Genomic DNA, 25,298 nt, shown 5'->3' with positions numbered 1-25,298 from the left:
CAGTAATTTCTGATCTCGGTCGTACTCGGCCCACGAAGGGTAAAGGTGTGTGACATGGACTTCGAGTTCGACGCGAAGACTATTGATTTGAAGGAACGCGCGTCGGCATTCATGGACGAGTTCGTTTTTCCTGCAGAGCATTTCTTCCACGACAACCCGGAAGCAGGGGATCGGCAGTGGGAGCGTCCGGCGGTGATGGCGGAGCTGAAGGAACACGCGAAGGCGCGAGGGTTGTGGAATTTGTTTCTTCCGCACGATCCGCGTGGTGCGGGACTGTCGAATCTGCAGTACGCACCGTTGGCCGAGGTAACGGGTTGGAGTCCTGAGGTTGCGCCGGAAGCGTTCAACTGCAACCCGCCCGATACCGGGAACATGGAGTTGCTGACGCTGTTCGGGACTGATGCGCAGAAACATCGGTGGCTCGATCCGTTGTTGAACGGTGAAATCAGGTCGGCGTATTGCATGACGGAGCCGGACGTGTCGTCGTCTGATCCCGCGAACTTGACCTGCTCAATCACTGATGAGGGTGATTGTTGGAGGATCAATGGACGCAAGTGGTGGTCGACCGGCGCGATGAGCAGCGATTGTGTGTTGTTGATCGCGATGGGGGTGTCAGATCCTGATGCGGATCCGCGGTCGCGCCACAGTTTGGTTCTGATTCCGCGTGAGACTCCTGGCGTGCGTATTGTCCGGGGACTGAAGATGTTCGGCTTCACACACGGTGCCCATGGCGGTCACGCGGAGGTGCATTTCGAGGACGTACTTGTTCCCAAGGACCACATGCTCGGCGAGCGTGGTCGGGGGCAGGCGCTGGCGCAGGCCAGGCTCGGTCCAGGGAGGATTCATCACTGCATGCGCATGATCGGGATGGCGGAGCGTGCGATCGAGTTGATGTGTCGTCGGGCGAACGAGCGTGAGGCCTTCGGTAAGTCGTTGGCGGATCAGGGAATTATTCAGCATTGGATCGCGCAGTCCCGGGTAAAGATCGACCAGTTGCGGTTGTTCGTTCTGCGGACTGCCTGGTTGATCGACACAGTTGGGGCGCGTGAGGCGCGCACGGAAATTTCGGCTATCAAGGTTGCTGCCCCAGACGCTGTGGGCTGGGTGATCGACAAGGCAATTCAGGTGCATGGCGCCGGCGGAATGACGCAGGACTATCCGCTGGCGATGTTGTGGGCGCAGGCTCGGACCATGCGCTTCATCGACGGCGCTGACGAGGTTCATCGGATGGTTGTCGCGTCGCGTGAATTGCGCCTTCATCGATAGCAGTCCGGGTTTCACGAATGACGAATCGATTCCGAATGGGGATAACTGGTGGCAATGCGGCTCCCATTCGATATCGGTGAGATTCGACGTCGTCTGATCGACTGTGGCGAGTTGGATCGATACTCGCGATTCAGTGCTAACAAGGTTTCCAGTTCGCCGCCTGGGCAGGCGTACTCCTTGACCAGCGATGAAGGAGCGTGGATCCTGCGCTGTTCGTCGAGCAGTGATGACAGTCTTGGAACACAGGGAATTCAAGCAGAGGCCACTGCACTCCGCACGCTCGAACAGAGCAGCATTCCAGTACCTCTCCTTGTCTACCGGGACGAAGCCTCTGGATTGGTCGTCTCTCGACGGGTGCGGGGGGCCTCGCTGCGGACTGATATTCAATTAGCAGCCGTCGAGATCGGCGCGAGAATCCTGGTAGCGAACGCATTTGCCGACACGCTTGCCAGGATTCATTCGCTCGAGTTCGGCATCGGCGGCGTTAGTTCTGTCCTTTGGGCGTGCCGGGACCTGCGCAACTATGTGTCCGAGATCGAATTGAGGCTCGCTCGGTACGAATTGAGTGTGAGACCCGCGTTGAATGCCCTCCTGGATTCTCTTGCGCGATCGGTGCCGGCACCACGGAAGCCGTGCTTGCTCCATGGAGAATATCGTCTAGATCGTACGATTTTCGACCTCGATGACTCCCCAGTATTGCGTGCGGTGACAGATTGGCGTCGAGTCGGTTTTGGTGACCCGCTATTGGATATCGGAATCGCCTACGTTTTCTGGGCGGGATTGAGAGGGATTCCCAGTGTTGTATCGGGTTGCCCCTCAGTTCATTTCGGATACCCTGCATTCGAAGGGTTGCTGTCTCGGTATCGACGGGCAGTCAACTTCGATGTCGATACACGCGTTTTGCCATGGTTCTACTCCGTGGGGTTTCTCGAGGTTGCGGCGCGTGTACTCGAACTGTGCGAACAGAGAAGCGAATGGCTCTCGAGCACAAATAGATTCGATGATGTATCAGCCTTGGTGCAACCATTGATCACCCGCGCAATTGCAGCCTTGGAAGGCAGTCATCTTGCCGCATCCTATGCACTCTCGCGATGACACAGATCCTACGAATGTTTGGAGGAAGTCGTGACGCACGACGGTCGACCCCTCGGGGAGGGACGTAAGCTGCTCCGCCTCGAGATCCGAAACGCGGAGACACCCATCGAACGCAAACCCAACTGGATCAAGACCCGAGCAAAAATGGGCCCCGAGTACTCGGAGCTCAAGGGCCTGGTCAAGCGCGAAGGTTTGCACACCGTCTGCGAAGAAGCAGGCTGCCCCAACATCTACGAATGCTGGGAAGACCGCGAAGCCACCTTCCTCATCGGCGGCGAGCAGTGCACCCGCCGCTGCGACTTCTGCCAGATCGACACCGGCAAACCCGACGCCCTCGACCGCGACGAACCACGCCGCGTCGCCGAAAGCATTCAGGCCATGGGACTTCGGTACTCCACGATCACCGGCGTCGCCCGCGACGACCTCCCCGACGGCGGCGCCTGGCTCTACGCCGAAACCGTCCGCAAGATCCACGAACTCAACCCGGGCACCGGCGTCGAGAACCTGGTTCCCGACTTCAACGGCAAACCCGAACTTCTCGACGAGGTCTTCACCTCACGTCCCGAGGTACTCGCGCACAACCTCGAGACCGTCCCCCGCATCTTCAAGCGGATCCGCCCGGCCTTCCGGTACCAGCGCAGCCTCGACGTCATCACCGCCGCCCGCGAATACGGACTGGTCACCAAGTCCAACCTCATCCTCGGCATGGGCGAAACCCCCGAAGAGGTCACCGAAGCGATGGCCGATCTGCACGCTGCCGGTTGCGACATCCTCACCATCACCCAGTACCTGCGTCCCTCACCGCGGCACCACCCCGTCGAGCGATGGGTCAGGCCCGAAGAGTTCGTCGAGCACTCCAAAGCTGCAGAAGAGATGGGCTTCGCCGGCGTCATGGCCGGACCGCTCGTCCGCTCGTCGTACCGCGCCGGACGCCTGTACGCGCAGGCCATGGCCCATCACGGCCGCGAACTCCCCGAAGTGTCTGCTGTGCGTGGTTATTGATCGCAGATTGTTTGCAGAGGTACACCTAGTGATTCGCATGGCCTGATCCCGGGCATTCGAGGTCAAGTAAAATCCCTGTGACCAGTAACGAGAAGAGAAGGGGATCGAAGTGACCGCGCATACCGAGCAGCTCGAGTTCCAAGCAGAAACACGTCAGCTGCTGGATTTGATGGTTCATTCAATCTATTCGAACAAGGACAGTTTCCTTCGTGAGTTGATCTCCAACGCTTCGGACGCGCTGGACAAACTCCGTCTCGAGGCATACCAGGACAAAGACCTCAACGTCGATGTCTCCGATCTCCACATCGAGATCGATATCGACAAGGACGCACGCACGCTCACGATCCGCGACAACGGCATTGGTATGTCGCGTGACGAGGTCGTCGACCTGATCGGCACGCTCGCGAAGTCCGGCACCGCCGAGGTCCGTCGCAAGCTCAAGGAAGCAAAGGATGCCGCAGCTTCCGAGGAACTGATCGGCCAGTTCGGTATCGGTTTCTACTCCACGTTCATGGTCGCGGACAAGGTGACGCTGCTGACCCGCCGCGCCGGTGAAGACCACGCGACGCGCTGGGAGTCGACCGGCGAAGGCACGTACACGCTCGAGCATGTGAACGAGGCGCCGCAGGGCAGCTCCGTGACACTGCATCTGATGCCCGAGGATTCCGAGAACGGCCTGCACGACTACACGTCGGAATGGAAGATCAAGGAACTGGTCAAGAAGTACTCCGACTTCATCGCGTGGCCCATCCGCATGGATGTCGCTCGCACGTCGACGCCGGCCGAGGGTGAAGAGCCCGAGGTCACCATCGAGACCGAGACCATCAACTCGATGAAGGCTCTGTGGACTCGCTCCAAGGACGACGTGTCCGAGGAGGAGTACAAGGAGTTCTACAAGCACGTCAGCCATGCGTGGGACGAGCCGCTCGAGGTCATCCCGATGAAGGCCGAAGGTACTTTTGAATACCAAGCGCTGCTGTTCATTCCGTCGACGGCGCCGTTCGATCTCTTCATGCGTGAGCGCAAGGCCGGCATCCATCTGTACGTCAAGCGCGTCTTCATCATGGACGACTGCGAAGAGTTGGTGCCCGACTACCTGCGTTTCGTCAAGGGTGTTGTTGACGCACAAGACCTCTCGCTCAACGTCTCTCGAGAAATTCTGCAGCAAGACCGTCAGATTTCGGCGATCCGTCGTCGACTGACCAAGAAGGTCCTCTCGACGATCAAGGACATGAAGGCAAACGAGCCCGAAAAGTACTCGACCTTCTGGACCGAATTCGGCCGCGCGCTCAAAGAAGGCCTGATGGCCGATGCCGACAACCGTAAGACGTTGCTCGACATCTCATCCTTCGCCTCGACCAACAGTGAAGACGGCGTGACCACTCTCGCCGAGTACGTCGAGCGCATGAAGGACGGTCAGGAACAGATCTACTTCATGACCGGCGAATCTCGCCACCTCATCGAAAGCTCCCCGCACATGGAGGCTTTCAAGGCCAAGGGCCTCGAGGTTCTGGTTCTCACCGATCCGGTCGACGAGATGTGGGTCGACGCTGTTTCGGACTTCGACGGCAAGACCTTCCAGTCGATCGCCAAGGGTGAGGTCGACCTCGACACCGAGGACGAGAAGAAGGCAGCCGAGGCTGAACGTGAGGAGAAGGAAAAGGAATTCGGTGCGCTGCTGACGTGGCTGACCGAAACCTTGTCAGACGACATCAAGGAGACGCGACTCTCGACGCGACTCACCACGTCGGCTGCCTGCATCGTCGGCGACGCATTCAGTATGTCGCCGACGCTCGAGAAGATGTACCGGGCGTCGGGTCAGCCGGTTCCGCACAGTAAGCGGATCCTCGAACTCAACCCGTCGCATCCTCTCGTAACGGGTCTGCGCGATGCGCAGGCGGCAGATGGTTCTGCTGAAAACCTTACGGAGACAGCGCAATTGTTGTACGGGATGGCATTGCTCGCCGAGGGTGGCGAGTTGAGCGATCCGGCCCACTTCACACGCCTGCTGGCTGACCGTTTGGCTCGCACCGTCTGATCTTCGTTCCCGTTCGGTTGAACTCCCGGCATTCGCCTTCATCGGCGGATGCCGGGAGTTTTTTGTGGAGAAGTTCTAATGAGGACCGTTTCCGTCCGCAATGGGTTCTACCGTTGTTTCACAGGCAAGATCCCACAAACAAAGGACGAACCGATGAACGCATCGACCAGCACCCTCACCGGCGAGCGCGCGGACCTTATCCAGACCTTGCGCGAGCATCGCGGGTTTCTGCTTGTCACTGTTCGGGGCTTGACCGACGAACAGGCAGCGTCGCGGCCCACCGTGAGTGAACTGTGCCTCGGCGGATTGATCAAGCACGTGGCCCACACGGAGCGGGGATGTGTGGATTTCATCCTGGAAGGCCCATCCGGCATGGGCGGGGACGTTGATCCGGCGAAATTCACGCCGGAGATGCTTCAGGCGCGCGTGGACGAGTTTGCCATGGTGGGAGACGAGACCTTGGCCGGCATTGTGGCCGAATATGAGCAGATTGCAGCGAGGACGGATGAGTTGGTGGCATCCTTGGGCAGTCTCGACATCTCGCATCCGCTGCCGTCTGCGCCGTGGTTCGAGCCTGGTGCGCGCTGGTCGGCCCGGCGTACGCTGCTCCACATCATTGCCGAGACTGCCCAGCATGCAGGCCATGCGGACATGCTTCGCGAAGCGATCGACGGTTCCAAGACAATGGGATGATCGACCCACCTATGTTTACACATCGCACCGATGTGTAACACTAGTAGGCATGAGTACCGAGAAATCTGCCTTGCAACCGCCGATGCAATGGGACGCGTGGGGCGATCCGGCAAAGAAGCGTGAGCTGTCGGACGCGGTCGTAGCTTTGCTGACCGGATTTCTTGGTGTATCGGCCCCGAAGCAATCCCGACTGGCCATTGGGGACGTGCGAGTGACGCCGTCCGCTCTGTCTCAGGCGCACGTCGACGCGCTGGCTGACGTGGTCGGCGCGGAGTACATAACTACCGAGGATTCGGATCGGATTCTTCGAGCCGGTGGCAAGAGCACCCCGGACCTGTTGCGTCGCCGTAGCATCGAGCCCCAGGACGCGCCGGATGCAGTAGTCACACCCGGCACGGACGCCGAGGTGGAGCAGGTTCTGCGGTACTGCGGGGCCAACAAGATTGCCGTAGTGCCGTTCGGCGGCGGTACCAGCGTCGTCGGCGGATTGGATCCCATCCGCGACGGGTTCGACGCGGTACTTTCTCTTGATCTTCGACGGTTCGATCAGCTTGTCTCACTGGACGAGGAATCCGGCATCGCCACGTTCGGCGGCGGAACAACGGGACCGCGCGCCGAGGAATTACTGCACGAGCACGGCTTCTCCGTCGGACACTTCCCGCAAAGTTTCCTCTTTGCCACGCTCGGTGGTTTCGCGGCGACGCGTTCCTCGGGGCAGGCGTCGGCAGGGTACGGACGTTTCGAGGATATGGTCCAGGGTCTCACCGTGGTCACTCCGAGTGGTGTGCTCGAGACCGGTAGAGCGCCGGCATCGGCCGCGGGTCCTGATCTCGGGGAACTGTTTGTCGGCTCCGAGGGTACTTTCGGCGTCATTACGCATGTGCGAGTGCGGGTTCACCGACTTCCGGAGACGACGGTTCGGGAGGGATGGAGTTTTCCCGACTTCGCTACCGGCGCAGCAGCATTGCGCGAGCTCGTCCAGGAAGGGTCAGCGCCGACAGTGCTGCGGTTGTCGGACGAAGCCGAGAGCGGGGTGAACCTGGCGACCACCGACAAGATCGGCGAAAATGCCTTCACGGGTGGCTGCCTCGGCATCACCACCTATGAAGGCACGGCCTCGCATACCGCAGAGCGAATGGCAGAAGCCCGCGCAATTCTCACCGCGCACGGCGGAACGTCTCTCGGCGCTGAGCCTGGAAACAGTTGGGAACACGGACGGTTCGATGCACCGTATCTGCGTGACGCACTGCTCGACGTCGGCGCACTGTGCGAAACCCTCGAGACGGCAACGACGTGGGGCAACCTCGCGAACCTGCGCTCGTCGGTCACAGAGGCATTGACCAAGGCATTGGTCGAGCAGGGCACCCAGCCGCTTGTGATGTGCCACATTTCGCACACCTACAAGACCGGTGCATCCCTGTACTTCACCGTGGTGTGCGCTCAGACCGAAGATCCGATTGCTCAGTGGCATACGGCCAAGACAGCAGCCGGCGACGCCATCATCGCTGCCGGTGGCACGATTACACATCATCACGCTGTCGGTGCGGACCATCGGCCGTGGATGAAAGACGAAATCGGTGAATTAGGCGCGAATATTCTTCGCGCAGTAAAGAATGCAGTGGACCCCGCCGGCATCCTCAATCCTGGAAAGCTGATTCCTTGAGCCAAACCCGCAGTCAGATCGAGAAGGTAACCGTCCTGATCAATCCGATGGCGGGACATGGGCATGCGCCCACAGCCGGCCGCAAAGGTGTTGCGCGACTGCGTGAACGTGGAGTTGCCGTCACCGAGATCATCGGCACTGATGCTGACGACGCCAAGAAATTGGCGCGTCGGGCGATCGAAGACGGTACCGACGCTCTCGTGGTGGTCGGTGGAGACGGTGCCATCAGCATCGGACTGCAAGCGGCGGCGCTGACCGACACGCCGATCGGACTCATTCCGGCGGGCACGGGAAATGATCACGCCCGCGAATTCGGTATTCCCACAGGTGATCCCGAAGCTGCCGCTGACGTGATTGCCAACGGGATCGTGCAGCAGTCCGACCTCGCGAAGATCACGCTGGCTGACGGGTCCGTTGTGTGGTCAGGCACGATCATCGCCAGTGGCTTCGACTCGTTGGTCAGCGAGCGCGCGAACAAGATGACCTGGCCCAAGGGTCGAATGCGCTACAACCTGGCGATGCTTGCCGAACTGGCGAAGATGCGGCCGCTGCCGTACCGGATCGAACTCGACGACGAGGTGATCACCATGGATGCGACGCTCGTGGCAGTCGGTAACGGGCGATCCTACGGCGGCGGCATGCTCATTACGCCTGGTGCATCCAAGACCGACGGTTTGCTGGATCTGACTGTTGTCGGGCATGGTTCACGGCTGCGTCTGGTGCGCCTCTTTCCGCGGGTCTACAAGGGAACGCACATCCATCTGGACGCGGTGTCGACGTACCGATCCAAGAAGGTCCGGCTCATCTCCGAGGGCATCATCGCTTACGCCGACGGTGACCGAGTGGGGCCGCTACCGATCACGATCGAAGCAGTGCCGGAGGCTCTGAGGATTCTGAGCGCTGAACCTGTGTAACCGAAAGGGGTTTGCCGTCCCGGCGCAGGCGGTGGTGTCAGACTTCCCCGATGAACGAATAGTCGAAGTCGGTGAACCGCCGCACTGCGTGGACGTCGGAACAGGTGGCGGATCTGGCCGAGGAGGTTCGATCATTGGCTACGCGGGCGCACGGCGTCGATCTCACGTCCGTCGACACTGATGCGCTACGCCGCGAATTGGCGTCGAGGAGTGCTCTGCCGCGGCGCTCTCCGTCGGAGAACTGATTCGCTGGGCAGATAACAATAGACTGGTGGTCTGATATTCTGGCCGGATGGTGGCGACTCACGGATTTCAGCGCGCGCGCAAACCGGAGCAGATCGAGGCTCGGCGATGCGCCATTCTCGACACCGCCCGCGCTCTACTCGGATCCAGGTCCGTTGCAGACATCAGTTTGCGTGAACTCAGTGAAACCGTCGGACTGGCAAAGTCGAATGTGCTGCGGTACTTCGACAGTCGTGAGGCCATCTTCCTGGAAGTCCTGGACGAGAACTGGGTGGCATGGCTCGACGAGCTGGAATCGTCGGTGATCCCGACCGACGACAGCTCGCCGTTTGCCGCCGAGATCCATCTGGCGTCGACCATCGCGGAATCGCTTGTCCCTCAGCGTTTGCTGTGCGAACTGCTGAGCGTGATGGGGAGTGTTCTGGAGAAGAACATTTCGGAGGACTTCGCCCGCGACTTCAAGAAACGTGCAGCGGTCAACACGACTCGGCTTGCATCACTTGTGCATTCGCAATTGCCTGATCTTGCAGATGAGGACGCGGCACATTTTGCCAAGGCAACTCTGGTGATCGTCGCAGGAATGTGGCCATACGCTGAACCGGCAAAGTCTATGGCTGTTGTTCTGGGTGAGATGCACGCACCACCCGCCGCGGAAATGTTTGCCACGGGGCTCCGGGAAGGTCTGGTCAATCAACTCGTCGGGTTGTCTGCACGGGCGGCAACCCGAACGAGCTGACTGACATCTCAGGAGCTGTGCAAGGTCAGTACGGTGATCTCGCTCGGCGCGAAGACTCGGAACGGTGGGCCCCAGAATCCTGTGCCACGGCTCGTGTACAGCTGGGTGCGTTCGCCGTGACGGGTGAGTCCGGACACTGACGGTTGATCGAGTTTGACCAGGAAGTTGAAGGGCCAGATCTGACCGCCATGGGTGTGTCCGGCCAGCTGTAGATCAACTCCGGCAGAAGCGGATTGGGGAACCTGCTTCGGTTGATGGGCGAGCATCAGGATGGGCAGTTCAGGATCGGCTCCTGTCAATGCGTCCTCGAAGTTCGCCCCGTGCCCTTCCAGTCGCGACCCCAATGCGGTGGCGTCGTCGACGCCGGCGATCACCAGGCTGTCGCCGCCTTTGGTGACAACGATGTGGCGGTTGTGGAGCGAGTCCCAGCCGATCGACGTCATGTAGTCGAGCCACTCCTGTGCCTCGTGGAAGTACTCGTGATTGCCGGTCACGTAGACGCGGGCAAGCCTGGCATCCACCGAAGCGAGCGGAGACGTTTGGTTGCGTCGCTGCTCGACTGTTCCGTCGGCGATGTCTCCGACATGGGCCACGATGTCCGCGTCGAGTTCGTTGACGGCGGCAACAACCCGAGACGACCACTTCGCCCGGTTGATCGGACCGAAATGGGTGTCGGTGATTGCGACGACACGAAGCTTGTCCATGCCGGCGCCGAGGCGCGGAATCGTGACGTCCACGTGCTTGATCCGTGGCAATCGCATCGCTTCGCGATAACCCCAGATCAGTAGAGCTGCCGAGATGATCAGTGCCGCAACGGCAACAACGCGTGCGCGAAGTGGGTTCTCCACCCCGCCGACGAGTAGGCCGAGCCGCAAGACCTCGCCGAGCAATGTCCAGACGAACACGACCCAGATGATTCCGAGGAGCGCATCGCCGACCAGTCGAAGTCGATCACGATCGGTGTGTCCGTTGCTCAGCACCATGCTGGCGGGCAGGGCGATCAGGAGGGCAGCAAACACGACGGTGCCGATAATCGTCACGGCGCCCGGCCAGTCCGGTCGAATGACCAAGCTCCACCAGGGATAGGCGAACAGCAATGCCAAGATCGAGGCGACGATCGCGCTGATGGCGACGATCCTCAGTGGCTTGCGGCGCTGGACGTGGGCAACTTCGGTCGCCGGTGGTGTAGTCACCCCGTCCAGAGTAAAGGTCCAGTGGTCTATTAACAAGGGGACGGCGGTCCGCTATTTGGACGTCGGTACCTTCGGATAGGTTTCGAGGCGTTGGAACTCGACCCGAGACCAGGTGGGTGGCACATGGAAAAGTTCGACGTCAAAAAGGCATACAAGGAACTGTATGCACCGAGTCGGCGCGATTTTTCGCTGGTGACCGTGCCGCGTTTCAGTTACTTTGCCGTCGATGGCCACGGTGATCCCAATACCGCCACCGAGTACTCCGAGGCGCTCGAAGCGCTCTATGCAGTGTCCTATGCCACCAAATTTGCGAGCAAGAAGGAACTGGACCGGGACTATGTGGTGGGACCGCTCGAAGGATTGTGGCGGGCCGACGACCCCGAGGTGTTCGTAACGCGCGACAAAGCGTCGTGGGACTGGACGATGATGATCTCGCAACCGGAGTGGATCACGTCAGCCGAACTCACTGCCTCGATTGCCGCAGTCGGTGCAAAGAAGAACCTCGCAGCTCTCGACAAGGTGCGGTTCCTCGAACTGGAGGAGGGCCTGTCTGTGCAGATCCTCCACATCGGGTCGTACGACGACGAAGCTCCGACCTTGGATCGCCTGCACAACACCTTCATTCCGGCGAACAATCTGAGTTTCAACGGTGATCATCACGAGATCTACCTCAGTGATGCACGCCGGACGCAGCCCGAGAAGCTCAAGACGGTTCTGCGTCAGCCTGTTTCGAGGCCGTGATTGCGGATCCCGGCATACGCGCGTGGTGCATATCGTGCGCGAAGTGGCAGAAGATGCCAGAAACGATCCGACAACGTCAGAAAGCGCGCGAACCAGACGTATATGCGCTCATCTCGCGCAGTCCATTCCCATTCGAGGGTCTGACGTGCCTTGTCGGGCATCAGTGCTTTGCAGATCCAGTTCGAGGCAGCAACCGTCGGGCGCGAGATGAGCGTCCACGCCCAACGTGGCACCTTGGGTGGTGGGGCGATTCGGTGTTCGGCGACGCGTGTCGACCACTTGGTGGTGTGGGTATTGATCAACTGATTGTCGAGCATGTCTTCCCAGTACGCGTGAAAGCTCGCGTAGTTGTCGAAAGCCGGCCGATCAGTGAGACCGTAACAGCGCCACCACGTTACGGCTTCGCGGACGAGTTGATCCTTCTGTTCTTCGGTGAATTTCTTGTACGCAAACCGCTCGTTGAAATCGAGGATTACCTCGAAGAACGTAACGTGGGTCCACCAGAAAGTGTCCGGAGCCAGTGCGTGATACCGCCGGCCGGTTTCGTCGGTTCCCTTGAGTTCGGTGTGAAAATTGCGGACGAGCGTTCCGGTGCCGTGATCGTTCCGGTCGTACACAACTCCGTAAATGGGGGGAAGCGAGCGGAACAGTCGATCGAGAGGGTCGGTGAAGAAGTTCGAATGATCTTGCAGCGCACCGCTGACCGCTGGATGCATGTTCTGAAGAGTTCCGGCGCGCGCGAGGTACAGCAAGCCGCGAATGTCGCCGAAGTGCAACCACGTCAGGGAGCCGGGTCCGATGGGAGCAGCTCGAAGTGTTCGTGGCTCGGGATTACTGACCGACTTCTCGGAAACCGTATCTGCATCATTGGTCATTCGGGTGACCTCTTGCCTCTCGCGCGGACATGACAACGCATGTTGTCATGTTTTGACTTTCGCGTCACCGAGCAGAAATGTCAATGGTTATGCGGAGATCGACGGCACCGAAGTTCAGAGATCGATGCCCCGTAGTTTCTCGAGATCGCGTCGTTCGCGCTTGGTGGGGCGGCCCGCTCCGCGATCGCGCATCGGTAGCGACGCCAACAATTCCGGGGGCGGGGGCGGCGGTGAAATGTCCTTCAAACAATCGTCGACCAGCACTGCGCCAACTCGTTTGGTGATGGGCTTGACCACGACCACGATGCGTTCGACGCCCGAAACGCGTACCCGAACCTCGTCGCCGGCTTTCACCTGCTGAGCAGCCTTTGCCGAAGTTCCGTTCACCCGCACATGGCCGGATCGGCACGACGCCGCAGCCTGGGACCGGGTCTTGAAGAGGCGGACGGCCCACGTCCAACTGTCCACGCGGACACTGATCGCGTCGGGAGGTAGTTGGGCCATGGCTACGACGATACCGGCCGTGTGAGTGGTGATGCGACTACGGAACCTTGAGGGTAGTGGAGGCGCCCGCCGGCTCGTCTTGCTCGATGTCCGCTAGTTGCTCGATACCGGTCTTGGTGCCGAGAACGGCATTCGGGAGGAAGATGACGCAGATCAGGGCAATGACGGCGAACGGAATCGAAATGAGGAATACCTCCCCGACTCCCTGCCCGTATGCCGATTCGACGATGTCGCGTACGGGATCTGACAACGTGTCGATGTTCGGGAGTGCCCCCTCCGTCAGTCCGCTTGCCGATCTCGCGATACCGGATTCTTGTAGCCCGTTCTCGATTTCGGTATCGACTCGCGCAGAGAGGGCTGCTCCGAGCATCGTCACGCCAAGGACGCCGCCCAAACTGCGGAAGAATGCGGCGGCCGAGCTGGCCGCGCCGATCTCGCGCACGTCCGTGGCATTTTGTACAACAAGGACAAGGTTCTGCAGCAGCATGCCGAGGGCGAGACCGACGAGCGGTAAAGCAAGAAAGAGCACGACGATATCGGTGTCGACTCGCAAGGTCGAGAGCAGGATGCTGGCGACGGTAAGTAGAGATGCTCCCGTGATCAGCCATGGTTTCCAGTGCCCGGTGCGCGAGATGAGCCCACCCACGACAGTGGATGCGATGAGGTTGCCTGCGACCTGGGGGAGGGTGATCAGGCCCGCTCCGGTGGCCGATGCGCCTCGGCTGAGTTGCATGTACTGGCTGATGAAAATGGCGACGCTGTAGAGGACTATCCCGACGCACACGCTGGCAACGATCGACAGGGTGAAGGTTTTTCCGCGGAACATATGCAGGGGGAGTACGGGGTACTTCACCTTGCTCTCGACAACCAGCGTCACGGCAATCAGCACCGCTGTGCCGATGCCCATGCACCAGGACACCGCGGAGTTCCACTCGAATACCTTGCCGCCGAGCGAGAGCCAGATGAGGAGTGTCGAGATAGCGGCAGTGAGAAGGACCGATCCGACGTAGTCGATCCGTCCGGTGCCCTTTCGTCTCGGCAGGATGAGCTTCAACTGGATGACGATCATCGCGACTACCGCAAAGGGAATGACGATGTAGAAGTTCCAACGCCAGCCGATGGTATCGGTGACGAGGCCGCCCACGAGAGGTCCGCCGGCGGTGCCTGCCACGACGACGGCCCCGAGGACGCCCATGTACTTGCCGCGTTCGCGAGGGCTGATGATGTCCGAGATGGCGATCTGAGAGAGGGTGATCAGCCCGCCGGTTCCGATTCCCTGAACCAGCCGCGCTGCGATCATCAGTGTGGGTTCACTCGCGAAACCGGCCGCAAGTGAGCCGACCATGAAGATCAGGAGCGCGATGTGCAGGAGAAGTCGACGGCTGAAGAGGTCGGCCAGCTTGCCCCAGATCGGTGTGCAGACGGTGACTGCGAGCAGTGATCCGGTGACGACCCAGGTAAGGGTCGTCTGATCGCCATGGAGATCGGTGACGATGCGCGGGAGGGACGTGTTGATCACCGACGTCGACAACACGGCGACAAGCATTCCGATGAGGATTCCGCCGAATGCTTCGTTCACTTGGCGTCGAGACATTGTCGGCGCTGGTCCGCTTTCGCCGGTCGATTCCGTCATGGGGTTCCTCGCCTAGCCGTCAAAGTATGTGACCGAAGTCAATCACATTTAGTTGAATTTAGCAACTATATTGCGGAACGGGTGACGTGAAAGGTCCTATGCTGACCAGGTGAGGTCGACAAAACCTGAAGCTGATATTCACGCGATTCAATGGGCAATCCGGCGACTGGTGCAAGGTTCCCGGAAGACGCTGATCGCCGACGCGGGTGCGGCTGTACCGGAGATGACTCCCGCTGCTTTTGTCATCATGACGCGCGTCGTCGATATGTTTCCGGTGTCTCCCGCGGCCGTCATCGCGGTTACAGGTTTGGATCGAAGTGTCGTGAGTCGAAATCTGACTGCTCTTACCAAGCAGGGCTACGTGGTGTCCGAATCCGATCCGGATGACGGACGGGTCTCGCTGTTCTCTCCGACGCCGGACGCTGCGGCAAAGTTCGGTGAGGCGAGCAGGGTGAATCGTGATCGGATCGCCGCCGCGATCGACGACTGGTCCCCAGAGGATGTGTCGACGTTCGTCACATTGTTGGAGAGATTCAACAAGTCTGCCTACGAGAGCTGAAGGATACAGAAAGACTTTCGGCCCCACACCTTCGAAAAAGTATGGGGCCGAATGCAAATGCCGAACAGGTTACGCGTAGTCGTAGAAGCCGCGACCGGTCTTCTTGCCGAGGCGGCCGGCGTCGACCATGCGGCGCAGCAGTGCCGGGGGAGCGTAGTGCGGCTCGGCGAACTCTGCGTACAGCGACTCTGCCGCTGCGAGAGCAACATCGAGGCCGACGGTGTCGAGGAGCGTCAGCGGGCCCATCGGGTAACCGCAGCCGCCCTTCATTGCCTCGTCGATGTCTTCGGCGGTGGCGTAGCCGGAATCGAGCATCCGGATTGCCTGGCACAGGTACGGGATGAGCAGTGCGTTGACGATGAAGCCCGAACGGTCGCCCGCGCGAACTGTCTTCTTGCGCAACGTGTTCTTCGCGTAGTCGGTGACCGCGAGGACAGTCTCTTCGGACGTGGTCAGGCTGACCACGATCTCGACGAGCGGCATGACCGGCACGGGGTTGAAGAAGTGAACGCCGACAACCTGGCCGGGGCGCGAGGTGGCCTTGGCGATCTTGATGACGGGGATCGACGACGTGTTGGTCGCCAGGATTCCCGCAGGCTTCACGATCTTGTCGAGCTTGCCGAAGATCTCGTACTTGAGGGCTTCGATCTCGGGAGCAGCCTCGATCACCAGATCGCGATCGGCGAACTCTTCCATGTCCAGGGTGACGCGGACGCGAGCGATGGCGGCGTCTGCTTCTTCCTGGGTGATCTTGCCCTTGGCTACGCCGCGGTTGATCGACTTGGCGATCCGCTCGCGTGCGGAAGCGGCAAATTCTTCCTTGGTTTCGAGCACCAGTACCGAGCTACCGGCTTTTGCACATACCTCGGCAATGCCGGCACCCATGGTGCCGCCGCCGATTACGCCTACAAGTTCCACAATTCTCCTCAAAATTAGGGGCAAGCCCCTGTGCGCCGTTCCGGTAGTCAGAACTACCAGAAAGGCGCACAGGGGCGCGAAGTGCCTTACTTCAACAGCGCACGCGACATCACGACGCGCTGGATCTGATTCGTGCCTTCGTAGATCTGCGTGATCTTGGCGTCGCGCATCATGCGCTCGACGGGGAAGTCGGTGGTGTAGCCGGCGCCGCCGAACAGCTGCACTGCGTCGGTGGTGACCTCCATGGCAACGTCGGAAGCGAAGCACTTGGCTGCAGCGGAGATGAAGCCGAGGTTCTTCTCGCCGCGCTCTGCGCGAGCAGCGGAGGTGTAGACCATCAGACGTGCGGCTTCGACCTTCATTGCCATGTCGGCGAGCATGAACTGCACAGCCTGGAAGTCGCTGATGGACTTGCCGAACTGCTTGCGGTCCTTGGTGTACGCCAGTGCCGCGTCGAGGGCGCCCTGAGCAAGGCCGACGGCCTGTGCGCCGATGGTAGGACGTGTGTGGTCGAGGGTTTCGAGTGCCGTCTTGAAGCCGGTGCCTGGTGCGCCGATGATGCGGTCGCCGGGGATGCGGCAGTTCTCGAAGTACAGCTCAGCGGTGGGGGAGCCCTTGATGCCGAGCTTTTTTTCCTTCGGTCCGACGACAAAGCCCTCGTCGTCCTTGTGGACCATGAAGGAGGAGATGCCGTTTGCGCCCTTGTCGGGGTCGGTGACAGCCATGACGGTGTACCAGGTGGACTTGCCGCCGTTGGTGATCCAGCACTTGGAGCCGTTGAGGATCCAGTCGTCGCCGTCAGCCTTTGCGCGGGTGCGCATGGCGGCTGCGTCGGATCCGGCTTCGCGCTCGGACAGTGCGTACGACGCCATTCCGCCGTTCACGAGGTCCGGGAGAACCTTGGCCTTGAGCTCTTCGGAGCCCTTGAGGATCAGGCCCATGGTGCCGAGCTTGTTGACGGCGGGGATAAGTGAGGAGGAGCCACAGACGCGGGCAACTTCTTCGATGACGATGCAGGTGGCAACGGAATCGGCGCCCTGGCCGTCGTAGGCCTCGGGGACGTGGATGGCGTTGAAGCCCGACGCGTTGAGTGCGGTGAGTGCTTCCTCGGGGAACCGGGCGTTCTCGTCGACGTCCTTGGCGTGCGGCGCGATTTCCTTCTCGGAGAGTCCGCGGATAGCGGCCCGCAGCTCGTCGTGCTCTTCGTTCAGTGCGAAGAGATTGAAGTCTGGGTTTCCGGCCATGGGAACACTCCTTGATGGAAGGTGGATCGAACGGCGCCAACAGAACCAGCATGGCCCGTCGGCGGACTGGTGCCAATGACGTCAGTCAAACACGGCACTCAGTGCCAGGTCAAGGAAACGGAGTGTGACGTTGTGGTGCACGATGCGTGTCAGCCGAGTTGTTCGTGAATCTTTCTGCTGATCTCGTCGGCCGAAGTGCCCGGCGGAAATGCTACTACCAGCACAGACCTTTCTTCGGGGGTGCTGGTCTTGGAACCAGGGGCAACGCCGTACGTACGACGCACATTCAGCAGCGCTAGGCGGAGTGCATCGGCCGTTGCGTCGGAATCGCCCTTGATCATGCTGCGCAAGAGATAGTTGTGGCACGCGGTGACAGCGGCCGCGAATCCGACAACCTCTAGCACCGGTTCGCGGGGGACAGCGCTTCGCAGATAGTCGACAAAAAGTCGCTCGTACCGGAACCCGGTGACCAGTTCGCGGTCGCGGAGAGCGGGAACATGCTGCACGACGCGATATCGCCGCATCGACAGATCGCGGTTCTGCTGGAAGAAGTCGAAGACCAGTCCGGCAGCTTCGCAGACTGATGCCCACGGGTCCGCGGATTCGGTGGACAGGAACTGCGCGACATGCGTGAGAAGCGATTCGTGATCGGCAAAGATCACGTCTTCCTTGGAACGGAACTGCCGAAAGAACGTGCGACGCGATACCCCGGCAGCAATGGCAATCTGCTCGACGGTGGTGGCTTCGTAGCCGTTCTCCGAGAACAACCGGATCGCTTGAGATGCGACGTGCACCCGAAACTGCGCGGGGTCAGTTCCGGGTATGTCTGCGCGTTCACTCATGGGGACAAGTATTGCGCCTGGCGCTAGTTACCCGGTGTGATGGGGCAGTAACCGGATCGGCTGTCTCTCAACGGTGTGCGGTGGACGTGAATTGGTATGTTGCCGCCTCGACGATCTCCTTGGGCGTAATGGAGATCTCCTCGTTCAACCACGCGGTGACCAGTTCGGCAAGGCCGCCCACGAACAGCAGTCCGTTGATCTGACCTTGATGTGGCGGCCACGCTCGGTCGCCGTACATTCGCGTGGCTTCGTCCGCGACCATTTGCGCGAAGCCGTGCAGTACCGCGCGCCGGTGTGCACGGAGGGGTTCGTATGCAGCGGATTCGATCATTGCCACACGCCCCTTGCGGGGATCGTCGGTGAGGAGGGTGACGAACGACGAGATCGCATTTCGTACGCGTTGCTCGAGCGTCCCGGTGCTCGCTCGAAGCGCGGCCAGGCCCGCGTCGCGGACCTCGTCGGCGATTTTGTCCAATACCTTCTGCAGCAGTTCGTCTCTGCTGGTGAAGCTTTCGTAAAAGTATCGCTCCGTCAACTTGGCCTGGGCGCAAATTGCGGTCATCGTGGCGCCGCGATTACCTGCGGCAGCAAATACTTCCAGCCCTGCCTCTAGCAAGCTTTCCCGCCGCAGCGCTGCCCGCTGATCGCCGCTCAGGCCGGCATATCGACGCGGCATCGGAGGAGTCATAGGTCGATATTGACAGACGCAGCAGGTGTGACGCAGACTACCTACATCTGACAGGATGCAATGTCAGATCGAACGGGAGTAGAGGTCATAGTGTCCAAGATCCTGGCTCGCCCACCCGCACACTCGCAGTTACACCCGGTTTCGGGCCGCTCAGGGCTGCCCTTCGTCGGGCACGCACTCGAGTACATCCGTGATCCGCTCGCCTTGATGCAAGAGAACTGGGATCGTTACGGCGAGGTCTCCTGGTTTTCGATGGTCGGTCGGCGTTGGATCGCTGTTCTCGGACCTGACGCGTGCCAAGAAGTGCTGCAGAACAAAGATCGAGCATTCGTCAACAGTGACGGCTGGTCGGTCCTTATCGGCCCCTTCTTTCACGGTGGGCTTATGCTTCTCGATTCGGACGAACATCTACGACATCGTCGAATCATGCAGCAGGCGTTCACCCGATCACGACTCGAGAAGACTGTCGACGTTCTCAACCCGGCAATCGACTCGGCACTCGACGCATGGACGCCCACTGACGGATTTCGTGCCTATGCGGCACTGAAAACGCTCACCCTCGATCTCGCCACCGACATCTTCATGGGCGGGGCGGAAGGAAGTAGCGAAAGCGAAATATCGGCGGTGAAAAAGGCTTTCGTCGATTGCGTTCAGGCGGCAACCTCGTTGGTCCGCTATCCCGTACCCGGGACTCGATGGAAGCGTGGGCTGGACGGCCGCCGAGTCCTGGAAGCTTTCTTTCGTCGCTACCTACCGGCGCGTCGAAATCGCGAAACCGACGACTTGTTCTCCGTGCTGTGTCACATCGAATCCGAAGCGGGACAACGCTTCAGTGATGACGAGGTGATCGACCATATGATTTTCCTCCTGATGGCCGCGCACGACACCTCCACGATCACCATCTCCACGATGATGCAATACCTGGGCCAACACCCACAGTGGCAGGACAGGTGCCGGGCGGAGTCGCTCGCGTTGGGGACGTCGACGCCGAGTTATGCAGATCTCGACGGACTGGCCAGCCTTGATCTGGTCATGAAGGAATGTCTCCGAATCGTCTCTCCGGTACCGGTTATGGCGCGCCGAGCGATCCGCGATACCCAAGTGCAGGGGCACTTCGTGCCTGCGGGAACGTATACCGCGGTTGCTCCTCATTTCACCCACCACATGTCGCAGTACTGGCCTGATCCCGAGCGTTTCGATCCCGACCGCTTCGCGGAGCATCGACGCGAAGACAAGGTGCATCGATTCGCGTGGGAGCCCTTCGGCGGTGGTGTGCACAAATGCCTCGGAATGCATTTCGCCGGTGCCGAGATCAAAGCAATCGTGCATCACCTACTCCTACGCTTCGACTGGCACGTCGACGCCGACTATGTCGCCCCACTCAACTTCACATCCCTGCCGTTCCCGTCCGACGGACAACCTGTCGATCTACGTCAGCGTTCCACTCCGGTGCCCTGAGCCCCTACGACCGAGTTAGTTCGACGCCCGAAGTTCGAACTTGAGAACCTTGCCGGTCGGGGTGCGGGGAAGGTCGAGGGGGAAGACGATGTCGCGGGGTACCTTGTACCCGGCCAGCAAGGTGCGGGTGTGCTCGATGATGTCTTCCGTGGATGCCTGTAATCCCTTGCCCAGCACCACGAATGCCTTCGGACGCTCGCCCCACTTCTCGTCCGGAACGCCGACGACGGCCACGTCGATCACGGCGGGGTGGCTCATGATCGCCTGCTCCACCTCGACGGTAGAGATGTTCTCGCCACCGGAGATGATGATGTCCTTCGCGCGGTCCTTGAGCTGAATGTATCCGTCGGGATGCATGACGCCGAGGTCTCCTGAATGGAACCACCCGCCGGCAAAGGCTTCCGCGGTTGCGGCCTCGTCACGGTAGTACCCGAGCATGACGTTGTTGCCGCGGAGCACGATCTCGCCCATGGTCTGACCGTCGGCGGGAACGTCGTTCATGTCGGGGTCGACGACCCGTGCATTTTCCGCCTGGACCATGCCAACGCCCTGCCGGGAAAGCAGCGCGGCGCGCTCGGACTGTGGCTTCTCGTCCCAGGCCTCCTGGTATTCGCAGATCGTGTACGGCCCGTACACCTCGGTGAGGCCGTACACGTGGACGACGGTCACACCGATGTCCTCGAGCTTGCCGATGATCGTCGGCGACGGGGGAGCACCTGCGGTGGTGATGCGAAGGGCGTCGACCTTGTGGGCCTGATCCGCGTCGGCGATGGTGGAGCAGACAGTTGGTGCGCCGCACAGGTGGGTCACGCCCAAGTTGTCGATCGCATCCCAGATCGAATCGGCGCGGACGGCGCGCAGGCAGATGTGGGTGCCGGCGGCCTGGGTAACTGCCCACGGTGTGCACCAACCGTTGCAGTGGAACATCGGCAGTGTCCACAGGTACTTGGTGGAGCCGGTGAACCCGTTGTGGAAGGTTTCACCGAGGGAGTTCAGGTACGCGCCGCGGTGGGAGTACATGACGCCCTTGGGTTTTCCGGTGGTACCCGACGTGTAGTTGATGGCGATGCACTGTTGCTCGTCGTCGACACCCCAATGCAGTGGCTGATCGGCGAGCGTTTCACCTTCCGCCAACAGATCGGCGTACTGCCCGGTGACGATTCCGGCGGGAACCTCGGGGTACGGGACGGTGGAGTCCGGAATCTCGATGATCTCGCGCAGGCTCGGCACGTTTGTTTTCGACGACGCGACGGAACCGACGAACTCGGAGTCTACGAACAGGATCGTGGTTCCCGAGTGATCGAGAATGTACTCGAGTTCAGGTCCGGCGAGGCGCGAGTTGAGGGCGATCAGGATTCCGCCGGCCAGAGGCACGGCAAAATGCGCAAACAGCATTTCGGGAATGTTCGGCGCCAGGTAAGCGATGCGATCGCCGGGCTGGATACGGTCCCGCAAAACACGTGCCAGAGCGGCTACCTCGTCGCCGAACTCGCGGTAGGTGTACGTCCGATCGCCGTGAATGACGGCGGTGCGATCTGGGAACACCGACGCACTGCGTTCGAGAAAGCGCAGTGGGCTGAGCGGGGTGTTGTTGGCTGTGAGTGCGGTGGGTGCAGACACGGGTTCCTCCGAGGTTCGCGTGGTCGGACGTTGCAGCTCACCCGTCACGGTGAATGTGATCGGCGCTACAAACGCTCGTGTTGGACGATATTGGGCCAGCCCACCAGCCGCTACCCTACGAAGTGGGTATCCGCGTTTTCCCCGACCAGGAGTGCACGTGAACAGGGTTTTAAGGCCGAGCGACGACGACGCGTTGCGGGCGGCGCTGCGCCGGCTGCAGCCGCAGACGGAACTGCCGGTCCTGTTCGGCGGGGGAGTGAGCGGCAACTCGTTGACCATCACCAGCTACGTCGGGACGCACAGCACTCTGCTGCGCAACCTCGAGATCAACGCGGCATGCGGACTCGGTGGGCGGGCTATCGCCGAGCAGCGCACAGCTGTGGTGCAGGACTACGCCAATTCGTCTCAGATCACCCACGACTACGACTACGAGGTCGGCACCGAGCGAATCGAATCGTTGATGGCGGTTCCCGTGGTCGTTCGAGGGGAAACCCGCGGCGCGCTCTATGGCGGACTGCGCGCCAACCTGCCGATCGGAGATGTTGTTGCAGACAAGATGATGCGTGCGTCGTACTCGCTGGCCCGCGAAATCGAGATCCGCGACGAGGTTGATCGTCGTGTCGCGATGATCGACACTGCTGCGGTGGAACAGGTTTCGAGCCGTGAGGCAAAAATATCGGAGACGTTGACGGAAAGTTTCCTCGCGTTGGGTGAGATCGCGGCAGGTCTGCAGGACGAGAATCTCAGTGCGCAGGTTCACGCCGTCGAGGCAAAACTTCGGGCCTTGACGGCGCCTGCAGAGATCGTGAGTGCGATAGTGCTGTCGCCGCGCGAAACCGACGTGATGAGGTACGTCGCGTTGGGGCTGCGCAACGCCGAAATCGCGGAGCGCCTGTCCTTGAGCGTCGAAACCGTCAAGACGTACATGCGCAATCTCATGGCCAAACTCGATGTGCGAAGTCGTCATGAGGCGGTTGTCGAAGCTCGTCGTCACGGTCTGATTCTGTGATCACGCACAAATAGAGGTGCAAAGATACCGGCATGGGTCGTCGCATCATTCTGAATACCGAACGACTGACGTTGACGACTTGGCTCCCGTCCGACTTCGAGGACCTCGCTGCGCTACACGCTGATGCCCTGACCATGCGGTTCATCGGGTACGGACGACCAGATACTCGGGACGAGGCGCAGTCGCGGCTGGACGGGTATCTCGATGAACAGAGAACTCGGGGTTGGATCAAGTGGCGCGTGGAGAACCGCGCCGGCGAAATGATCGGCCGGGCAGGATTCGGTGAATTCGACTCGAGTCGTGAACTGGCGTATGCCTTTCGGCGAGATCAGTGGGGACGCGGATTTGCCACTGAGGTTGCGTCGGCGTTGGTGGACTGGCACTTCGAATATCCGGCATTCGACCTGCCGTCGCGTAGCCTGTGCGCGCATGTAGAGGCCGGACATCGAGCGAGTATGCGGGTGCTCGAGAAGGTTGGCTTCGATTTTGTGGACATGCGCGAGTACAAGGGTGTTACCTGTGCGTTCTTTCAGTTTCCCGTCGTAGCGCTGCCCGGGCCGGCCGGGAAATCCGACGCGTAGCCGATCTGGGACGTGAAAGTTATTTTCGGCCTTCACGAACCCTTACCGGCGATGGCCTGCTTGATTGCCATCCGCCATCGCGCTTGTCCCGGTAAGCGGAATCCTCGAGACCCGCCGCCGTTGTGGTTGATATGACGGACCTCACAATCGCACAAGCAGCACACGAGTGATGAGGGCATCGATGCAGGATTTGTTCGACAACAGTGACATGACGGGCCTGGCCGGGGCGATTCGCAAGGGGGACGTATCCGCCAAGGAGGTCCTGGAGTTCAGCCTTGACCGCCTCGACGAGCGGAACCCGGCCGTCAATGCAGTGATCAGCGAACGCCGCGACGAAGCTCGGAACGAGGTCGCTGCCGGTCTTCCCGAAGGCCCACTGCAGGGCGTGCCGTTCGTGATCAAGGACCTCGGACTTGATGTCGCGGGTCTGCCGAGTACCAACGGATCTCGTTTGTTCGCCGACGCTGTGGCGCAGGAGGATTCGGCGCTCGTCGAGCGATACCGTCGTGCCGGGCTGGTGATTGTCGGTAAGACGAACACTCCGGAGTTCGGCAAGAATGCGAGTACCGAACCTGCACTGTTCGGCCCTACCCGCAACCCTTACGCCCTCGATCGCTCACCCGGTGGGTCGTCGGGAGGCACGGCTGTAGCTGTTGCAGTGGGAATCGTGCCCGCGGGCCATGCCAGTGACGGCGGCGGCTCGATCCGCATCCCGGCGTCTGCGTGCGGCCTGGTTGGTCTCAAGCCGAGCCGTGGTCGTACCCCGACGGCGCCGGCACGAACTCTGTTTGCGTCGCCGATGGGTGTTCACCACGCGCTTACTCGCAGTGTGCGCGACACCGCTCTGCTCCTCGATCTTTCTGCTGGACCCACTGTGGGCGATCCGTACGTGATCCTGGCGCCGAAGCGGCCGTACGTCGAGGAAGTGGGCGCGGATCCCGGACGCTTGCGGATTGCGCTGAGCAACGCGCTGCCGGACGGCACCCCGGTGGACCCGGAGTGTGCGGCCGTCACCTCGAGCGTCGCCGGTCTGCTCGAAGAACTCGGCCACCATGTTTCCGAAGGCGCCCCGGACTTTCCGCTCGATGCACTGACTTCCGGGCTTTCCGTGTTGATGGGCATACCGATGACCATCGAGGTCGATGCACGACTCGAGGCCGTGAACCGCGCAATCCGCGACGACGACCTCGAACCGATGGCTCGGATGATCTACGACCGCGCGAAGTCCGAAACTGCGACCAACGTCGTCAAGGCACTGCAGGAACTCGAGCGAGCAGCACAGGTGATCGGTGCGTTCTTCGTCGATCACGACCTGTTGCTGACCCCGACGATGGCTCGCCCGGCCGCTCCGCTTGGTCTCCTCGATACGGCAAATCCCATGTCGATCTGGGAGCACTCGGCCGGATACAGCGGATTGACCAGTCCGTTCAACAGCTCTGGTCAGCCGGCGATTTCCTTGCCGATGGGTCATGACTCGGCCGGTGTGCCCATCGGCGTCCAGTTGGTTGCCGCCTTCGGGCGCGAAGATGTGCTGATTCAGGTTGCGTCGCAACTCGAAACGGCGCGTCCATGGTCCATCGCTCCGGTGTGGCCGCCGACCCAGGGATAACAGTGCGACAGCAGCGGTCCGGCGGTGGTTTCATGTCCGCTGCCGGGCCGCTTTGTCGTGTGTGGAGGCGTTCGACGAGCCCGCGGAAATTCAAAAAGTATTTCTAATCGAAATATCGCATATCGAACGACTTTTCTGCGTAGTATCCACAATGAGCGGTGGTGAGTAGTTGCG

Annotated in this window: 24 protein-coding genes; 15 read left to right on the top strand and 9 right to left on the bottom strand. The window is 60.7% G+C overall.

Annotation, left to right across the window (positions count from 1 at the left end; genetic code table 11):
- The first annotated feature begins 54 nt into the window (after positions 1-54).
- The 9 genes from R4P64_RS11190 (at position 55) to R4P64_RS11155 (ending at position 9,650) form a co-directional block, all read left to right on the top strand.
- Positions 55-1,266, top strand: a complete 1,212-nt coding sequence (locus R4P64_RS11190) for an acyl-CoA dehydrogenase family protein (protein ID WP_317542509.1) — start codon at positions 55-57, stop codon at positions 1,264-1,266.
- A gap of 54 nt (positions 1,267-1,320) precedes the next feature.
- On the top strand, positions 1,321-2,361 hold the full coding sequence (locus R4P64_RS34000) for a phosphotransferase family protein (protein ID WP_394855602.1): 1,041 nt from the start codon (positions 1,321-1,323) through the stop codon (positions 2,359-2,361).
- A gap of 30 nt (positions 2,362-2,391) precedes the next feature.
- Positions 2,392-3,363 carry a lipoyl synthase gene (lipA, locus tag R4P64_RS11185; protein WP_317820755.1) on the top strand — a complete coding sequence of 324 codons (972 nt, stop codon included), beginning with the start codon at positions 2,392-2,394 and terminating at the stop codon, positions 3,361-3,363.
- Between the two features lie 109 nt (positions 3,364-3,472).
- The gene (gene htpG / locus R4P64_RS11180) at positions 3,473-5,401 is read left to right on the top strand and encodes a molecular chaperone HtpG (RefSeq protein ID WP_045068594.1); all 1,929 of its coding nucleotides are present in this window, start codon (positions 3,473-3,475) and stop codon (positions 5,399-5,401) included.
- A 153-nt stretch (positions 5,402-5,554) separates the two neighbouring features.
- On the top strand, positions 5,555-6,094 hold the full coding sequence (locus R4P64_RS11175; protein WP_317820753.1) for a DinB family protein: 540 nt from the start codon (positions 5,555-5,557) through the stop codon (positions 6,092-6,094).
- 82 nt (positions 6,095-6,176) lie between these two features.
- On the top strand, positions 6,177-7,757 hold the full coding sequence (locus R4P64_RS11170; RefSeq protein WP_317821093.1) for an FAD-binding oxidoreductase: 1,581 nt from the start codon (positions 6,177-6,179) through the stop codon (positions 7,755-7,757).
- Positions 7,754-8,671, top strand: a complete 918-nt coding sequence (locus R4P64_RS11165; RefSeq protein ID WP_080711648.1) for a diacylglycerol kinase — start codon at positions 7,754-7,756, stop codon at positions 8,669-8,671. The genes R4P64_RS11170 and R4P64_RS11165 overlap by 4 nt, the downstream gene beginning before the upstream one ends.
- A gap of 71 nt (positions 8,672-8,742) precedes the next feature.
- On the top strand, positions 8,743-8,916 hold the full coding sequence (locus tag R4P64_RS11160) for a hypothetical protein (protein ID WP_233363938.1): 174 nt from the start codon (positions 8,743-8,745) through the stop codon (positions 8,914-8,916).
- Between the two features lie 47 nt (positions 8,917-8,963).
- The gene (locus R4P64_RS11155; protein WP_045068603.1) at positions 8,964-9,650 is read left to right on the top strand and encodes a TetR/AcrR family transcriptional regulator; all 687 of its coding nucleotides are present in this window, start codon (positions 8,964-8,966) and stop codon (positions 9,648-9,650) included.
- Between the two features lie 8 nt (positions 9,651-9,658).
- Here R4P64_RS11155 and R4P64_RS11150 read toward each other — a convergent pair whose 3' ends face one another.
- Positions 9,659-10,843 (bottom strand): metallophosphoesterase, encoded by a 1,185-nt coding sequence (locus tag R4P64_RS11150; RefSeq protein ID WP_045068605.1) that lies wholly within the window; start codon positions 10,841-10,843, stop codon positions 9,659-9,661.
- Positions 10,844-10,966: 123 nt separating this feature from the next.
- Here R4P64_RS11150 and R4P64_RS11145 point away from each other — a divergent pair, with 123 nt between their 5' ends.
- Positions 10,967-11,584 (top strand): GyrI-like domain-containing protein, encoded by a 618-nt coding sequence (locus R4P64_RS11145; RefSeq protein WP_317820751.1) that lies wholly within the window; start codon positions 10,967-10,969, stop codon positions 11,582-11,584.
- Here the strand turns inward: R4P64_RS11145 and R4P64_RS11140 are convergent.
- From R4P64_RS11140 to R4P64_RS11130, 3 genes are all read right to left on the bottom strand, one after another.
- Positions 11,563-12,459: an oxygenase MpaB family protein gene (locus R4P64_RS11140; protein ID WP_033232645.1), complete on the bottom strand. Its 897-nt coding sequence runs from the start codon at positions 12,457-12,459 to the stop codon at positions 11,563-11,565. The genes R4P64_RS11145 and R4P64_RS11140 overlap by 22 nt on opposite strands.
- Positions 12,460-12,573: 114 nt before the next feature.
- A complete protein-coding gene (locus R4P64_RS11135; protein ID WP_317820750.1) occupies positions 12,574-12,963 on the bottom strand; it encodes an RNA-binding S4 domain-containing protein in 390 nt (129 codons plus the stop codon).
- A gap of 37 nt (positions 12,964-13,000) precedes the next feature.
- A complete protein-coding gene (locus R4P64_RS11130) occupies positions 13,001-14,596 on the bottom strand; it encodes an MFS transporter (protein ID WP_317820748.1) in 1,596 nt (531 codons plus the stop codon).
- 109 nt (positions 14,597-14,705) lie between these two features.
- On the opposite strand from R4P64_RS11130, the gene R4P64_RS11125 reads away from it, so the two are divergent.
- Positions 14,706-15,155: a MarR family winged helix-turn-helix transcriptional regulator gene (locus tag R4P64_RS11125; protein ID WP_143547538.1), complete on the top strand. Its 450-nt coding sequence runs from the start codon at positions 14,706-14,708 to the stop codon at positions 15,153-15,155.
- A gap of 69 nt (positions 15,156-15,224) precedes the next feature.
- Here the strand turns inward: R4P64_RS11125 and R4P64_RS11120 are convergent, their stop codons facing one another.
- The 4 genes from R4P64_RS11120 to R4P64_RS11105 all read right to left on the bottom strand — a co-directional run bounded on the left by R4P64_RS11120 (position 15,225) and on the right by R4P64_RS11105 (position 18,847).
- On the bottom strand, positions 15,225-16,073 hold the full coding sequence (locus tag R4P64_RS11120) for a 3-hydroxybutyryl-CoA dehydrogenase (RefSeq protein ID WP_033232372.1): 849 nt from the start codon (positions 16,071-16,073) through the stop codon (positions 15,225-15,227).
- Positions 16,074-16,159: 86 nt separating this feature from the next.
- Positions 16,160-17,317, bottom strand: coding sequence for an acyl-CoA dehydrogenase (locus tag R4P64_RS11115; protein ID WP_033232371.1), 1,158 nt, complete (start codon positions 17,315-17,317; stop codon positions 16,160-16,162).
- 149 nt (positions 17,318-17,466) lie between these two features.
- Complete coding sequence (locus R4P64_RS11110) at positions 17,467-18,159, bottom strand: TetR family transcriptional regulator (protein ID WP_317820745.1); 693 nt, start codon at positions 18,157-18,159, stop codon at positions 17,467-17,469.
- 67 nt (positions 18,160-18,226) lie between these two features.
- Complete coding sequence (locus tag R4P64_RS11105; RefSeq protein ID WP_317820744.1) at positions 18,227-18,847, bottom strand: TetR/AcrR family transcriptional regulator; 621 nt, start codon at positions 18,845-18,847, stop codon at positions 18,227-18,229.
- A 90-nt stretch (positions 18,848-18,937) separates the two neighbouring features.
- On the opposite strand from R4P64_RS11105, the gene R4P64_RS11100 reads away from it, so the two are divergent.
- On the top strand, positions 18,938-20,305 hold the full coding sequence (locus R4P64_RS11100) for a cytochrome P450 (RefSeq protein ID WP_317821092.1): 1,368 nt from the start codon (positions 18,938-18,940) through the stop codon (positions 20,303-20,305).
- Positions 20,306-20,320: 15 nt separating this feature from the next.
- Here the strand turns inward: R4P64_RS11100 and R4P64_RS11095 are convergent, their stop codons facing one another.
- Positions 20,321-21,925 (bottom strand): acyl--CoA ligase family protein, encoded by a 1,605-nt coding sequence (locus R4P64_RS11095; protein WP_317820743.1) that lies wholly within the window; start codon positions 21,923-21,925, stop codon positions 20,321-20,323.
- Between the two features lie 157 nt (positions 21,926-22,082).
- Here R4P64_RS11095 and R4P64_RS11090 point away from each other — a divergent pair, with 157 nt between their 5' ends.
- The 3 genes from R4P64_RS11090 to R4P64_RS11080 all read left to right on the top strand — a co-directional run bounded on the left by R4P64_RS11090 (position 22,083) and on the right by R4P64_RS11080 (position 25,124).
- The gene (locus tag R4P64_RS11090; protein ID WP_317542499.1) at positions 22,083-22,934 is read left to right on the top strand and encodes a LuxR C-terminal-related transcriptional regulator; all 852 of its coding nucleotides are present in this window, start codon (positions 22,083-22,085) and stop codon (positions 22,932-22,934) included.
- A gap of 32 nt (positions 22,935-22,966) precedes the next feature.
- Complete coding sequence (locus R4P64_RS11085; RefSeq protein ID WP_317820741.1) at positions 22,967-23,515, top strand: GNAT family N-acetyltransferase; 549 nt, start codon at positions 22,967-22,969, stop codon at positions 23,513-23,515.
- A gap of 181 nt (positions 23,516-23,696) precedes the next feature.
- Positions 23,697-25,124, top strand: coding sequence for an amidase (locus R4P64_RS11080; RefSeq protein WP_219110850.1), 1,428 nt, complete (start codon positions 23,697-23,699; stop codon positions 25,122-25,124).
- Positions 25,125-25,298: the final 174 nt, after the last annotated feature.

It is taken from the genome of Rhodococcus sp. IEGM 1366 (assembly GCF_033142425.1).
Classification (GTDB): domain Bacteria; phylum Actinomycetota; class Actinomycetes; order Mycobacteriales; family Mycobacteriaceae; genus Rhodococcus_F; species Rhodococcus_F globerula.
The sequence above is the reverse complement of the archived record's forward strand: the minus strand, read 5'-3'. Positions and strand labels throughout refer to the sequence as shown.